12 protein-coding genes and 1 pseudogene are annotated in these 14,000 nt (G+C 75.1%); 3 read left to right on the top strand and 10 right to left on the bottom strand.

Annotated elements, in window-relative coordinates; translation table 11 throughout:
- Positions 1 to 23: 23 nt before the first annotated feature.
- The gene (locus Q2K16_RS10825) at positions 24 to 389 is read right to left on the bottom strand and encodes a YciI family protein (RefSeq protein ID WP_204959203.1); all 366 of its coding nucleotides are present in this window, start codon (positions 387 to 389) and stop codon (positions 24 to 26) included.
- 264 nt (positions 390 to 653) lie between these two features.
- Between Q2K16_RS10825 and Q2K16_RS10830 the strand changes: the two genes are divergently transcribed.
- Together Q2K16_RS10830 and Q2K16_RS10835 are read left to right on the top strand one after the other, a co-directional pair.
- Positions 654 to 2,780, top strand: coding sequence for a PP2C family protein-serine/threonine phosphatase (locus Q2K16_RS10830; RefSeq protein WP_302745140.1), 2,127 nt, complete (start codon positions 654 to 656; stop codon positions 2,778 to 2,780).
- A gap of 116 nt (positions 2,781 to 2,896) precedes the next feature.
- Positions 2,897 to 3,763: an aldo/keto reductase gene (locus Q2K16_RS10835; RefSeq protein ID WP_302745142.1), complete on the top strand. Its 867-nt coding sequence runs from the start codon at positions 2,897 to 2,899 to the stop codon at positions 3,761 to 3,763.
- A gap of 164 nt (positions 3,764 to 3,927) precedes the next feature.
- On the opposite strand, the gene Q2K16_RS10840 is transcribed toward Q2K16_RS10835, so the two are convergent.
- Together Q2K16_RS10840 and Q2K16_RS10845 are read right to left on the bottom strand one after the other, a co-directional pair.
- Entirely contained in the window at positions 3,928 to 4,326 is a 399-nt protein-coding gene (locus Q2K16_RS10840; protein ID WP_302745143.1) for an effector-associated constant component EACC1, read from the bottom strand.
- Between the two features lie 48 nt (positions 4,327 to 4,374).
- Positions 4,375 to 6,687 (bottom strand): M48 family metalloprotease, encoded by a 2,313-nt coding sequence (locus Q2K16_RS10845; RefSeq protein WP_302745144.1) that lies wholly within the window; start codon positions 6,685 to 6,687, stop codon positions 4,375 to 4,377.
- Between the two features lie 398 nt (positions 6,688 to 7,085).
- Between Q2K16_RS10845 and Q2K16_RS10850 the strand changes: the two genes are divergently transcribed.
- The gene (locus Q2K16_RS10850) at positions 7,086 to 8,036 is read left to right on the top strand and encodes an FAD-dependent oxidoreductase (RefSeq protein ID WP_302745146.1); all 951 of its coding nucleotides are present in this window, start codon (positions 7,086 to 7,088) and stop codon (positions 8,034 to 8,036) included.
- A gap of 349 nt (positions 8,037 to 8,385) precedes the next feature.
- Here Q2K16_RS10850 and Q2K16_RS10855 read toward each other — a convergent pair whose 3' ends face one another.
- From Q2K16_RS10855 to Q2K16_RS10885, 7 genes and pseudogenes are all read right to left on the bottom strand, one after another.
- Positions 8,386 to 8,706, bottom strand: coding sequence for a helix-turn-helix domain-containing protein (locus tag Q2K16_RS10855; protein ID WP_302745148.1), 321 nt, complete (start codon positions 8,704 to 8,706; stop codon positions 8,386 to 8,388).
- A pseudogene (locus tag Q2K16_RS10860) lies at positions 8,703 to 9,028 on the bottom strand (type II toxin-antitoxin system RelE/ParE family toxin). Before Q2K16_RS10860 ends, Q2K16_RS10855 begins: the two are co-directional and overlap by 4 nt.
- Positions 9,029 to 9,171: 143 nt before the next feature.
- Positions 9,172 to 9,627 carry a DUF6204 family protein gene (locus Q2K16_RS10865; protein WP_368052565.1) on the bottom strand — a complete coding sequence of 152 codons (456 nt, stop codon included), beginning with the start codon at positions 9,625 to 9,627 and terminating at the stop codon, positions 9,172 to 9,174.
- Positions 9,516 to 9,941 carry a hypothetical protein gene (locus tag Q2K16_RS10870; RefSeq protein ID WP_302745150.1) on the bottom strand — a complete coding sequence of 142 codons (426 nt, stop codon included), beginning with the start codon at positions 9,939 to 9,941 and terminating at the stop codon, positions 9,516 to 9,518. Before Q2K16_RS10870 ends, Q2K16_RS10865 begins: the two co-directional genes overlap by 112 nt.
- 137 nt (positions 9,942 to 10,078) lie before the next feature.
- Positions 10,079 to 10,342: a DUF6244 family protein gene (locus Q2K16_RS10875; protein WP_302745152.1), complete on the bottom strand. Its 264-nt coding sequence runs from the start codon at positions 10,340 to 10,342 to the stop codon at positions 10,079 to 10,081.
- 175 nt (positions 10,343 to 10,517) lie between these two features.
- A complete protein-coding gene (locus tag Q2K16_RS10880; protein ID WP_302745154.1) occupies positions 10,518 to 11,345 on the bottom strand; it encodes a hypothetical protein in 828 nt (275 codons plus the stop codon).
- Complete coding sequence (locus tag Q2K16_RS10885; protein WP_302745156.1) at positions 11,346 to 13,979, bottom strand: FtsK/SpoIIIE domain-containing protein; 2,634 nt, start codon at positions 13,977 to 13,979, stop codon at positions 11,346 to 11,348.
- Positions 13,980 to 14,000: the final 21 nt, after the last annotated feature.

Genomic DNA, 14,000 nt, shown 5'->3' on the forward strand with positions numbered 1-14,000 from the left:
CGCCGCGCCCGCCGCCCCGACGGTCAGCTGTCGGTCTTGACCAGCGGGAACTCCAGCGAGCCCGCCGGGCAGAGGAAGGTCAGCACGTCGACCATGTAGAGCCCGGCCTGCACGGCCGGGTCCGCCTCCATCACGCTGCGTACGTCCTCGACCGAACCGGTACGGGCCAGCCCGATGCCGATCGGCGGGGCGGGCTCCCGGGCCGGACCGTCGATCGAGCCGGCCACCAGCACCACACCCCGCCGTTGCAGGGCCCGCATGTGCGCGGTGTGCTCGGCCTGGAGGCGCTGCACGGTCTCCTTCGGCAGCACCCGACCGGCCGGGCCCGGATAGAGCACGATGCACTCGTACGTGTCGAGTGCGAAGTCCAGCTGCGGCGTACCCGTCATCGCGTCCCCTCCCCCGCGTCGGCGCCACACCGCGCCGGTGTCCCCCGACCCGGCCAGCGTCCCACGGTGAGGACGCCGCTGACCGCCGGTCGGGACAACTCCGGGTCGGACGGGGCTCCCGGGGCGGACACCGGGTGCGGCGGGCGGCACCGACGGCCTTTCGGCCCGCCCACGCCGGCAGATCGGCAGACGTGCCCCTCAGCCGACGCTGGTACGGTCCGACTGATGGGGAAGGCGCTCGATCCGCAGAGCGGAGGTCCCGAGATGACTCGCTCCGCCGACGCCCCCCGGCCGCCGGACGACTCCCGCTGGCGCGATCTGCTCACCCGCGCCGGCCGGGCCGGCCGGCGGATCGTCGACCACGACTGGACCGGCACCCCGCTCGGGCCGCTGGCGGACTGGCCGCCCAGCCTGCGTACCGCCCTGGTCGTCTGCCTGCACAGCCCGACGCCGGCCGCGCTCTGGTGGGGGCCGGGCCTGGTGCTGCTCGCCAACGACGGCTACCTGGCCCTGCTGGGCCCGGGCGGCACGCGGGCGCTGGGCCGGCCCGCCTCGGCGGTCTGGCCCGACGCGGTGCCCGCGCTGACCGGGGTGCTGACCGCCGCCCGGGTCACCTGCCGGCACGGCGACGACGGGGCGGGGCCGGTCTTCTCCTCGGGTCCGGTGGTCGACGCCGCCGGCCACCCGCAGGGCGTCCTCACCACCGTCACCGTCGTGCCCGGCGGCACCACCGACGCCGCCGCGTCGGGCGGCCCGGTCGGCGTCGCCGACGGGGACCGGCGGCGGGCGCTGCGGCAGGCCGAGGGGCTGGCCCGGCTCGCCGGGGCGCTCAGCGCCGCCGGCAGCCGGCAGGCGGTGATGGACGTGGTCGGCGCCGTCACCCCGGGGCTGGTCGGCGCGGACGGGGTCCGGGTCGCGGCGGCCACGGCGGGTGCCTGGGAGCTGACGGTGACCGACGACGCCGGCACCGCCGGACTGCGGATCACCGACGACGAACCGCTGGCCCGCGCGGTACGCGAGGAGACGAGCGTGCCGCTGCCGGACGGGCTCTGCCTGCCGCTGCGCGACGGCACCGGCACCGTGCTCGGGGCGTTGGAGGTGCGCTGGGACGGGCCGGCCGCCGACGAGGAGGCCCGCCGCATCCTGCTCGACGCGGTGGCGGGCCTGTGCAGCCAGGCGCTGCGACGGGCCGAACTGACCGCGTCGGCGCGGGCGATGGCGGAGTTCGCCGCCCGGCTCAGCGTCACCCGCTCCACCGGCGAGGCGATCGAGGTGATCCTGGACGCCGCCCCGTCGGCGCTCGGCGCGGCGCTGCCCGGCCTGGCGATGCGCGACGAGGGACGACGGGTCCGGCTGTGGCACGCGGAGCTGCCGAGCGGGCTGGTCGCCACCTTCGACGACCTGACCATCGACGACCCCCGACCGATCGCCCACGCGCTGCGCACCGGGGAACGGATCATCCTGGGTAACCGGGCCGAGTTCGCCGCCCGGCACCCCGGCCTGCCGGACCCGGCGGGCGAGTACGGGATGGTGACCACCGTCGTACTGCCGCTGCTGGACGCCTCCCGGCGGCCCATCGCCGCGCTGGGTTTCGGCTGGCCCCGGGAACGGGCGCTGCACGACGACGACCTGGCCCTGCTGGACACCGTCGCCGACCTGTGCGAACAGACCCTGGAACGGGTCCGGTTGGCCGCCGCCGAACACAACCTGGTGACCCGGCTGGCGGGCCGACTACGCACCTCGGCCACGATCGGGCCGCCCGGCCTGGAGCTGGCGACCCGCTACCAGCCGGCGATGAGCGGCCTGCACCTGGGCGGCGACTGGTACGACCTGGTCGACCTGGACGACGGTCGGCTGGCCGTGGTCGTCGGGGACGTGGTGGGCCACCAGGTCGAGGCGGCGGCCGACATGGCGCAGCTGCGGACGGTGGTGAACACGCTGATCCGCTCCGGGGTGCCGCTGGCCGAGGTGTTCCCCCGGCTGACCGGGCTGCTCGGGGTCGGGTTCCTCGGCACCTGCCTGGCGATGGTGGTCGACCCGCTGGCCGGCGAGGCGCAGGTCGCCCGGGTGGGGCATCCGCATCCGGTGCTGCTGCGGCCGGGGCGACCGCCGGAGACGGTCTGGACGGGGCATTCGCTGCCGCTCGGGCTGGTCCGTGACCCGGTGCCGGTGACCACCGTGGCGTTCGGCCCGGGTGACCTGCTGGTGGCGTACACCGACGGGCTGGTGGAGCGGCGCGACCAGGCGTACGACGCCGGGGTGACGGCCCTGCACGAGGTGCTCGTGCCGGTGCGGGACCAGCCCGTGGAGGTCATCGCGGACACCCTGCTGACCAAGCTCTCCGGCTCCGACGACGACCAGGCGCTGGTGATCATCCGGCACGCCGGTTGAGTGTCGGTGCCCACATCCGGTCCGTGGGTGTTGCCGGCCGCGATCCTCGGGAAAGCCGTCGGGGTGGGTGGCTAGATTTGCCACCGACGACAACGAACAGGATCGGGGTACGGCACATGGGGTCCAGCAGTCAGCCCGCGAAGGCGTCAGGCACCTACCGGATCGGCGGCGACCTCCAGGTCGACCGGCTCGGCTACGGGGCCATGCAGATCACCGGGCCGGGGGTGTGGGGCGACCCGAAGGACCCGGCCGAGGCGGTCCGGGTGCTGCGTCGGGCGTACGAGCTGGGCGTCACGTTCATCGACACCGCCGACTCGTACGGGCCGTTCGTCTCCGAGCTGCTGATCAGGCAGGCGCTGCACCCGTACGCCGACGACCTGGTCATCGCGACGAAGGCCGGCCTGACCCGCTCCGGGCCGGGTGACTGGCGGCCGGTGGGACGGCCGGAGTACCTGCGCCAGCAGTGCGAGCTGAGCCTGCGGCACCTGGGTCTGGAGTCGATCGGTCTCTACCAGCTGCACCGGATCGACGCGAAGGTGCCGCTGGAAGACCAGCTCGGCGAGCTGGCCCTGCTCAGGCAGGAGGGCAAGATCCGGCACATCGGGCTGTCCGAGGTGACCGTCGCGCAGATCGAGGCGGCCCAGAAGATCACCCCGATCGTGTCGGTGCAGAACCTCTACAACCTGGCCGACCGCAGCGCCGAGGACGTCCTGGTCCACTGCGAGCGCAACGACCTGGCGTTCATCCCGTGGTTCCCGATCGCCACCGGCAACCTGGCCAAGCCGGGCGGCCCGCTGGACGCCATCTCCACCGGCCACGACGCGACGCCCGCCCAGCTCGCGCTCGCCTGGCTGCTGCGCCGCTCGCCGGTCATGTTGCCCATCCCTGGCACGTCCTCGGTCGGTCACCTGGAGGAGAACGTCGCCGCCGCCGAGGTGCAGCTCACCGACGAGGAGTACGACGCCCTGGCCAAGGCCGCCTGACCGGCCCACCCCGCACCCGGGTGTCCGACTGGGGCGATGTAGCCGCATCCCTGGCTCGGGATACCGCTACATCGCCCCCTGGCCGAGCGCCGACGGCGGTAGAGCGGCCCGCCCGGGAGCGGGACCCGCCGGCGCGGCCGATGCGGGACCGGGCGGGGCGTGGGTCAGCCGGCGGGGGTGATCTCGTCGCCGGGGTCCGTCGGGCGCAGGGCCCGCTGTGCCTCGTCGAGCAGCTTCGCCGCGTCGGTGCGGCCGTTGACCTGGATCTCCACCTCGGAGTCGCCGACCTGGAGCCGGATGCTCACCTCGGTCCGCTGCTGGTCCACCCAGCTCTGCACCAGGTTGAACAGGCCGGGCAGCAGCCCCTGGGCGACCACCGCGATGATCACCGCGTCGCTGAAGCCGGCCCGGCCACCGGGCCCGCTCCCCGGCCCGGCGTCACGGACCAGTGCCCGGTAGCGCGGCTCGCGGTGCAGCCAGGCCAGCAGCGTCGTCAGCTGCGGGCCGGCGACACGGGGGGCCAGCACCAGCCGGACCGGTGCGGTGGAGCGGGGCGCGGTCATCTCGGTTTCCCTCTCGGTCGTCGCCCACGGTGCGGTCCGGCGGGCGGCTCAGTCGTCACCGGGTTGGAAGGTCAGCGTGCCGTCGACCACCGACAGCACGCCGCTGACCCCGAACGTCTCGTTCTCGGTGAACGGGGTGGTCCCGAAGTAGCCGACGGTGCTGCCGGTGGCCTGCGCCGACCCCTGTGCCTCGTACGAGGTGGAGACCCGGGCGGTGGTCGGGCCGGTCAGGGTCAGCTCGATCGTCGGGTACCGGGTGATCTTCCAGGCGATCTTCTTCACCGTCGAGCCGCCGGTGTAGTAGCGGAACGGGCACCCCTGCGGGGCGGCCACCGCCTGCGCCGCGCAGCCGTCCAGGTAGGATCGCACGCTCTGTTCCGCCGCCGCCTGCGCCTCGGGCCGCAGGGTGGGCGTCAGCTCCGCGCCGCTCACGCTCTGCTGCCCGGGTACGACGTAGACCACCCGGGACGCCGTCTCGCTGAGCGCGTTGTTCTCCCCCGCGACCGTGTACGCCCCGGGCAGCAGCGGCACCGCCACCCCCTCCGCACCGGTGGGTGCGGGCACCCCGTTGACGGTCAGCGGGGCCGGGCCGCCGGGCAGGGTCAGGGTCGCCGGGGCGGCGTCGATGTGCCAGCGGTGGAACAGCCCGAGCACGGCCTGCTCGTCGCGGCGCAACGGCAGCTCGGCGGTCAGCTTCTGCCCGCCGAGGGTGTAGCCGACCGTGGCGACCGCCTCGTCGCCGTCGCGTTCCACCCCCGTCACGGACACGTCGGTGGGCGGGCGGTAGTCCTTCGCCGCCACCATCCGGGCGAGTTGCCCGCTGTCGCCCAGCGCCGCCCGCACGTCGGGGGTGAGCCGTTCGAGCGCCTCCGGGCCGTCGTGGTCGGCCAGGGCCGCGAAGTAGTCGCCGACGGCCGCCTGGGGGCGGAAGAACGCCCACTGGGCCGTGGTCAGCCCCCCGCCCAGGCAGCTCACCAGCACCAGCGCGCCGACGACCAGCAGGGCGCGACGGGAGCCGACAGTCGTCGTCGTACCGCCGAACAGCTCGTCGAGGCCGCGCGCGGTGGCGGCACGGTCGGCGGTCGGGTCGGGGACGGGCCGGTCCAGCCGGTCCAGGCGCAGCTCGGACGGGGGGTGGGTGGCACAGACGGCCTCGTCCCAGCCGCTGCGTCCGGTCTCGAAGGAGCGTCGCCGCTCCAGCATGGACCGCATCCCCTCCCGATGCCCGGCGAGCACCGCGCCGGCGTCGGCCCGGTACTCGGCGGCCCGGACGTCCCGGCGGTGGCAGGGCAGGACCAGGTAACGCATGGTGAGCAGCACCGGCCAGAAGAACAGGAACACCACGAAGTCGGTGGCCGGGTGCGGGAACCGCCGCATCAGCCAGGCCGGTACGGCGTGCACCAGCACCAACGGCAGGCCGACGCCCCGGATGAACGCGCTGGTCACCTCGTCGCCGGTGCGCCAGTGCACCAGTTCGTGGCTGAGCAGCGCGGCGATCTCCTCGTCGGTGCGATCGAGCACGGCGGTGCTCACCACGACGTGCCGGGCGTACGCGCGGGCGTTGGTGAGCACCGGGTCGTCCTCGATCAGCAGCCGGGGTTCACCGGGCAGGCCGAGCCGGGCCGCGCAGTCGCTCAGCAGTGGACGCAGCCGTTCGGCCTCCCGACGGCTGAGCTGACGCGCCCCCGAGACGCCGAGCAGCCAGGGTTCGAGCAGCACCCGCCCGACGGTGTAGAGCAGCCCGACGAGGCCCGCGGCGACCACCATCCCGGCCAGGCCGGTGAACAGGTTCGCCGGTTCGTCGAAGGCGTTGCGCCAGGGCAGCACGAGGATGGCCAGGAAGCCGACCAGGGCACCGAGCGCGAATCCGGCGAACCCGCCGACCACCCCGCCGGAACGCGTCACGAAAGCGTCCAGCAGCGGCCCGACCAGCGGCGCGTCCCGCAACAGCGCCGGCACCGCCTCGTCGGACTGGGTGCCCCCGGCGACCAGCCCGTACAGGCCGAGGGCGAGGCCACCCCAGACCGCCGCGACCAGCGCCAACGGTACGTAGAACCAGGTGGCGAGGAAGGCGCCGAGCACGCCCCGCCAGTCCCGCACGATGCCGGCGCGCAGCCAGACCAGGGCGCTCGGGTAGCCGGGCGGGCGGTGGGCGAACCGGTCCCCGGCGGCCGGGGACTCCTGCGCGTGGGCGGCACCTGCCGACGCCGTCGGTCCGGCCGGCGGTTCGCCGCCGGGTGACGCCGGGTCGCCTGCCGGGCGCAGGGGTGTCCCGGCCGGCGGGGCGGGTTGCCCGTCGGCGGGCGGGCCGGGCTGGGCCGCGCGGGGTTCGGGCTGCGGCTCGGGGTCCAGGTCGGGCACGGGAGGCTCCTCGACTACGGATGTCGCCGGCCGTGACCGGGGCCCGGCGGACCGGACCGCCTGCGGACCGGTCGGTCGGCGGACCCGACGGCCGCGAAACCGGACGGGTCGGCGGACCGAAACGGATCGCCTGACCGGTCGCCACCGGCGACGAATGACACCAATGCTGTCGGCCGACTCCGCGATTGGCGGAATTCGACGCCGCTGGACATTACCGATGACGAATGCCGTCCGCGATCCCATTTCCCAGCGGAGATCGGCTTTCCGAACAACTGTCGGATATCTGTCCGTCGACGGTTCCCGGCACCATTTCTGTCGTGGACCCGGCGGGCCGGTCGGGGAGACGATCCAGGTCCGGCGGCCCGTGTCCACGGGCGGCACCGGCGGGGAGGTCGACGATGGACACGGACGTGCTGGTGGTCGGGGGCGGGATCATCGGCCTGACGGCGGCGGTGCGGCTACGCGAGCACGGCGCGCGGGTGACCCTGCTGACCGCCGACCCGCCCGGCGACACGGTGTCGGCGGTCGCCGCCGCCGTCTGGTACCCCAGCCACACCGACGCCGACCCCCGGGTGCTGCGCTGGGCCATCGGGACGTACGCGGAACTGGGCCGACAGGCCGACGCCGGGGTGCCCGGGGTGGTGGCCCGGCCGACCCGGATGCTGCTGCGTCGCCCGTGGACCGGCCCGCCGTGGTGGGCGGCGGCGGCCGGTGACCTGGTCGCCCACCCCGGCTCCGGGCCGTACGCCACCCGGTTGCGGTTCACCGCGCCGGCGGTGGAGATGTCGCCGTACCTGGGCTGGCTGGCCGACCGGTTCACGGCCACCGGCGGGCGGGTCGTGACCGGCCGGCTGGAGCGGCTCGACGACGGCTTCGCGCTGGCCCCGACGGTGGTCAACGCCACCGGGCTGGCCGCCGGCCGGCTCGCCGACGACCCCGCGGTACACCCGGTACGCGGGCGGTTGGTGCTGGTGGCGAACCCGGGCCTGACCACCTCGGTGCGCGACGAGGAGAACCCGGCAGGGATCACCTACGTGCACCCGCGCCGGCACGACGTGGTGCTCGGCGGCACCGCCGAACCGGACGCGTGGGACACCGGCCCCGACCCGGCCACCTCGGCGGCGATCCGGGCCCGGTGTGTGGCGCTGGTGCCGGAGTTGGCCGACGCCCCCGTGCTCGGGGTGCGGGTCGGGTTGCGGCCGGCCCGGCACGGTGGGCCGCGGGTCGCGGTGCAGGCCGGGCCGGCCCCGGGGCAACGGCTGGTGCACGCGTACGGCCACGGGGGTGCCGGGGTGACCCTGTCCTGGGGCTGCGCCGACGAGGTGGCCCGGCTGGCGCTGGACGGCTGACCGGCCGGGGCCGGACGCGCCCCGGCCCCGACCCACCGGGACCGTGGGCGGGGCCGGGTGCCGGGGCGGAGGGCGGGCACCCTCCCCCGCGCTAGCGGCGTTCGTAGAAGGTGATGCTCACGCCGACCTGCGGTGAACGACCAGGTGAGCTGCCAGCCGGTGACGGGGTCACCGAGGTTGGTGACGGCGACGGTGGCCCCGAACCCGCCGGTGTACGAGCCTCATCTGTCCTCCCGGAGCGGCGGTCTCACGCCTGCCCGGAGTAAGCCGGAACGCCACAGCACACGTTCGATCGTGGTTGGCGCTCACCACGCACGCGAGAGCAAACCAAATCTCGGAGTTGTACGGGCTAGGCGATGGCGGCGATATCTCCGTCGTCGAAGTAGATCGCCTGATGGAGGCGTCCGCCGAGCGCGGCGGCGTAGCGGGCGAGGACCTCCTGCCCGGAGACCTTGCCCTGCTCGATCTGCGAGACACGCCCCTTGGTGACACCCATACGGTCGGCGACCTGCTGCTGGGTCAGGTTGCGGGCACGGCGCACCTCGGCAAGACGGTGCCCGAGCACCTCGGCGAGCAGTTCCCGCTTGCCGGCTTCGACAGCTCCCTCACCACCGGCCCGCTCCACATGCTCGGCGCGGATGTCATTCCACCGCACGTAGTTGCTGCTCACGACCGATTACCCCTCTCCTCGGCGCGTTCCTTCAGGTAAACCTCGTAGCGGTGTTCGGCCAGTGGAACAGCTTCGACGTACCACTGCTGCCATTGTCCGGACTTGTCGCCCGCAACCAGGAGAACGCTCGAACGCCACGGGTCGAAGGCGAACAGGATGCGCACGCTGCCGGGCCGCAACTCCTTCAGGTTCGCGATCGTCGAGCCGTGGATGGTGTCAACCAGCGCCCCCCAGCCCAGGACCGACTTCAGCGAGAAGGTCGGATGGCCTGCACGACGGGCGCATAGGTGACGGGATCGGGGCTTCCGATCCAGTCACGCATCTCGTCGACGAGGTAGACGTCCCACTCTCCCACCACTCACGCAGTATAGCATTCGGTATACATGGCAATACCGGTGCGAAAGCTGCACACCCGCGCGACCAGTATCGCTGCTCACCCGAAACGTCAGTGACAGGTGGCTGGCCTCAGGAGCGTGCGCGTTGGCGGATCTTGATGTCGGCGAGGTCGGTCGACACCGACGTGAGGTCACGGTGGCCCGCACCGAGTTCCGCGACGGCGGCAGCGGCCAACGCTTCCGCCCTGCCGGTCACCACCGCCGCCCCGTCCGCCTCGGTGGCCGGGACGAGACAGCGGAAGGTGAACCCGAGCAGGGACCGCTCGTAGGTCACGATGCCTTCCTCGGTGAACTTCGCCTGGTGGGCGCCATGCTCGTCCACCCTGGCGAGCAGCGCGGCCCGCTGCTCGTCAGCGAGTGGTGCGAACCTGCCGCGCACGATGACCTGATAGCTCTTACCGGCTTTTCCCGTGGTCAGGCGGCGGGCAACTCCGTCACGGAGCCGGCCACCTCGATCGCGGCTTCCGCGTCGAACCGGTCGACGTCCACCAGCACGTCGACCGCGAGGCCCGGCCGGACGAGCCAGAACGCCTCACCCCCGCCGGCCAGTCCGACGTCCCCGCCACGGGCGAACTCCGCCAGCGGCCACTCGGCGGAGTCCCGCTCGTGGTATCCGGCCAGGAACTCGCGCAGGCGCACCAGCGTGGTCAGCCGTTCGCCGCGCAGGACGTGCACCCGCAGGTCCACCCGGTAGCCGTCGTCCACCGCCCGTTCCCAGACGCGGGTGGCGAAGCCGACGTCCTCCCACTCGGTGGCGAAGTCCGACACCAGTTCCCCGGTGCCCGCCGGCACCCGCCCGACGTGGAACCCGTCCAGCTCGCCGCCGTCGCGCCCACCCACCACCGTCACTGTGCCACTCCGATCGTCACGTCCATCCTGTCCCTCCGGCCGACAGGCGACGCCGGCTCGGGCCGGACCGATGTGCGATGGGCCGCCACCACGCGTCCGCCCGGAATGCCGGGTCACCGGTTCCCCGCTCAGTTGCCCAGCGTGCGTACCTTCGTGATGGTCTCCTCGACCTGCTGCCGGGCCGGCTGGCCACCCTGGACGGCCCGGTCGAGCGCCTGCCGGTAGTTGTCGATCATGCCGATCAGCGGGCCGGCGGCGACGCCCTGCAACGCCCCGGCGACCAGGGCCCGCGCCTCGGCGGCGTCCTGGGCGGCCGAGGCCGTCTTCGCCCGCGCCTCGTCCAGCTTCTGCGCGGCCACGGCCAGCTTCGCGATCATCTCCGCCGCACTCACCCGCACTCCCCCCGCCCCTTGCCGCCCTGCCACGGTCACCGCGAGCCTACGAGGCGACCACCGGACGCGGCCACCCCGCGTCCGCCCCATGGGGGCCGAGGTAGCGGCATCGGGACGCGCCGGACCCCGCACCATCGACCCACGTGAGGGGATCACCCGGACGAGGCGATCACGGTCAGCGGGCAAGGCGGAACAGCACCAGGGTGACGCAGTACGCCAGCGGCACCAGCAGGGCGCAGATGAAGAAGCCGAGCGGGGCGTACCGGGGCGGGTCGGTGGTGGCCAGGGCCGGCCGCCCCCACCGGCCGAGGATCAGCCAACCGGCCACGAAGGAGATCAGCGGCAGCCCGGCGCAGGTCAGCGCGCCCAGGGTGACGCCGTCGACCACGCCGATGCCGTTGGCGACCACCAGCACCAGCATCACCAGCGCCCCGACGGTGGCGCAGCCGACGTAGACGGCGACCGCGCGGGCGGTCGGCGACCAGGTGGGCAGCAGAGCGGGCCGCTGGGCCAGCGCCTCGGCCTGCTGGCCCAGCCGGTCGGCCTCGTCGACCAGCCGCCCGGCCTCCGCCAGCACCACCGCCGGATCGCCGTCCACCCCGGACCCGCCGGCCACACCGAACCCGGCGACCGCCCCGGTAGCGGTAGCGGACCCGGGGGACACCACGGAACCGGGGGACACAGCGGACCCGGAGGACACAGCGGAACCGGGGGACACAGCGGAACCCGGGGCCGAACCGGAGCCGGCACCCGCGCCGGGACCCGTACCGGCCCCGGGCGCGGAGTCCGGCCCGGGAGCCGGGTCGGGCACGGCGGGCAGGCCGGCGGCTGCGGCGAGCTGCGCGAGGCGCTGTTCCTGGGCGGCCAGCCGCTGACCGAGCTGGGTCACCCCGGCGTGCAGGGTACGGCGGCGTTCCGCCTCGGCGACGGCGCCGCGCTCCCCCTCCCTGATCCGGGCGGAGAGCTGCCGGACGGCCGCCGCGTACTCGTCGTAGCCGGCCACTCAGTGCTCCTCTTCGGGGTGATACCCGGGGCGGACGAACGGCACGATCAGCGCGGTACCCGGGGCGTGCCGGTCGACGAGCAGGGCCCGGTTGGGGCGGGGGGTCCACACCAGGTCGGTCACCCCGAGGTGCAGCCCCAGGTCGTCGGCGGGCACGTTCAGCGCCACCAGGCAGGCCACGTCGTCGCGGTTCTGGCTGCCGCCGAGGTCGTCGGCGAGCCGGCGCAGGCCCCGCCACCAGCCGAGCAGGTGCACCCCGCGCCCCGGCCCCGCCCGCAGCAGCGCCCGCAGGTCGTCGTGGCCGGTGCGGTAGCTGTCGGGGTCGGTGGCGGCGAGCACCGCGTGGGCCGCGTCCACCCCGAAGGCCACCAGGTACGTCCGGCCGCGCTCCCCGCCGCCGGCGGCCAGCTCACCGATGCGGGCGCGCAGCCCGGCCGCGTCGACCTGGGTCACCGGGTGCCCGGCGGCCTTCAGCCCGGCGGCCGTGTCGTCGGCCAGTTCGTCGGCGGCGGCCACCAGCGCGGCCAGCACGAACTCGGCCTCCCCGGGCCGGTGCTGGCCGGCCAGGCTCAGCGCGGCGGCCCGCAACACGTGCGCGCCGGTGGCCGAGGTGCCCACCACGGCCAGGTGCCGGCCGGGGGAGGCGTCCAGGTCGAACCGGGCGGTGCTGCCGGCCACGTCGACCGTACGACCCACCAGCACCGCCGGGCGGCGGGTGGCGGCGGGGGACGGCTCGTCCTCCAGGTGGGCGGTGGCGTAGCCCCGGAAGACCTCGGGGGGGCCGGTGTCGTCGGGGCGCGCGTCCCACAGCTCGTAGCGCAGCCGGGCCAGCTGGCGGGTGTCGGCGTGCGCGTCGGGGAACCGCAGCAGGGTGTCCGCGCCGGCCGCCCCGGCGGCGGTGTTGACCAGCGCCGTGCCGATCGAGGTCGGGCCGGCGACGGTCGCCCGGGGGCCGAGCACCGCCTCCCCGCCGGGCAGCGCCACCCGCAGCGCGAACTGCCCGAACAGCGACTCGGCCCGGCCGTACAGGGCCTCCACGCCGCTGGTGCTCTGGCTGGCCAGCACCAGGTGCACGCCGTACGAGCGGCCCTTGCGGGCCAGTTCCTCCAGCAGGTCGACGGCCTCCCGGGCCAGCCGGTCGTTGCCGGCGAACAGCACGTGGAACTCGTCGATCACGGCCACCGTGCGGGGCACCGGTTCGGTGTCCGGCAGGTCGGCGAGCTTGGTCACCCCGTGTCGCTTGAACAGCCCGGCCCGCCGGCCCAGCTCCCGGCGCAGTTCGCGGAGCACGGCCAGGCCGTACTCCCGGTCGGACTCGACGCCGACGGCGCGCGCGTGCGGCAGGAACGACGGGTCCCGGTCGGTGGGGACGAACTCGGTGAAGCTCACCCCCTCCTTGAAGTCGAGCAGCCACAGGTGCAGCTCGGCCGGGGAGTAGCGGGCCGCCAGGCCGTAGAGCACGTCGAGCAGGAAGACCGTCTTGCCCGCTCCGGTGCGGCCACCGACCAGCCAGTGCGGCGTCGCGTCGTCGAAGGCCAGACTGACCGGGGTACGCCCGGAGCGGCCGACCACCGTCGACAGGCCGGCCCGGGCGGAGCCGGTCCAGCGCCGCTCGGGCAGCAGGTCGGCCAGGTGCAGGGCGGTGTCCCGGCGCACCTGCGCGCCCAGCCGGTCGGCCAGCGCCTGGACGGCGGCGGCGGGCGGGTCACCGTCGAGCAGCACCGGCACGGGCAGGCCGGTGCCGTCGGCGCTGAACGGGTACCCCGGCGGGTCGCCGACGCGGGCGTACCGTTCGTCGAGACGTACCTCGGTGGTGCCGCCCAGTGCGGGTGGGGCCTGGCCGGGCGTGGTCACCGCGCGCCCGGCGAACAGCACGCACACCCCGGCGGACGGTCCGGCGTGGGTGAGCGCGGCGAGCCGGCCCAGCTCGCGCGGGCCGGGTGCGGACGCGGCCACCACCAGCAGCAGTTCGGCCTCCCCCGCGCGGGCGTGCGCCTCGGCGGCGTCCAGCAGCGCGCCGATCTCGGCCTCGGTGGTGGCGACCCCGCCGAGCACCCCGGCGTCACGCAGCGGACGCAGCGGGATGAAGGTGGCCCCCCAGGCGGCCGGGTCGATGCCGACCACCCGGACGCTGCCCGGGGCGGCCGTGGTGAGCAGCCGCAGCACCAGCACCCGCAGCAGCACCGCCACCCGGGGATCACGGGCGTCGCCGTCGACCGCCAGGTGCCGGCCGGCGCCCAACGGCAGCAGCAGCGGGAACCGGCCGTCCGCCGTGGACGCCTCACCGATGCGCACCGCCGCCGGCCCGTCCCCGCAGAACGCTGCACGGTGGCCACGGGCCGGACCGCCAGGCGACACGACGACGTGCCCCGGCGGCGGGCCACCGGGTGCCCCGGCGACGGGGCCGGGGGGCGGGCCGGCGGGTGCGGCCGGGTCGGCCCGGTCGGTGCTGCCGGGCGGCGGGGCGGCCAGCGCGTCGGCCAGCCGGGCCAGTCGGGCGACCAGGTCGGCGGTGCGCTCCGGGACGGGCTGCCCGGCCAGCCGGTCCAGCAAAGCACGGGCCGCCGTCCACCGCTGCCGGGCCTGCCGGTGCGCGGCGACCGCCTGCCCGTACGCCGATGCGAGCCTGCCCACCCACTGCTCCCCACCCACGTG

The organism is Micromonospora cynarisoli (genome assembly GCF_030518815.1).
GTDB lineage: Bacteria > Actinomycetota > Actinomycetes > Mycobacteriales > Micromonosporaceae > Micromonospora > Micromonospora wenchangensis.

Coding starts and splice junctions, on each gene's coding strand:
- Q2K16_RS10825 (WP_204959203.1), bottom strand. CDS start 389: ATGACGGGTACGCCGCAGCTGGACTTCGCACTCGACACGTACGAGTGC.
- Q2K16_RS10830 (WP_302745140.1), top strand. CDS start 654: ATGACTCGCTCCGCCGACGCCCCCCGGCCGCCGGACGACTCCCGCTGG.
- Q2K16_RS10835 (WP_302745142.1), top strand. CDS start 2,897: ATGGGGTCCAGCAGTCAGCCCGCGAAGGCGTCAGGCACCTACCGGATC.
- Q2K16_RS10840 (WP_302745143.1), bottom strand. CDS start 4,326: ATGACCGCGCCCCGCTCCACCGCACCGGTCCGGCTGGTGCTGGCCCCC.
- Q2K16_RS10850 (WP_302745146.1), top strand. CDS start 7,086: ATGGACACGGACGTGCTGGTGGTCGGGGGCGGGATCATCGGCCTGACG.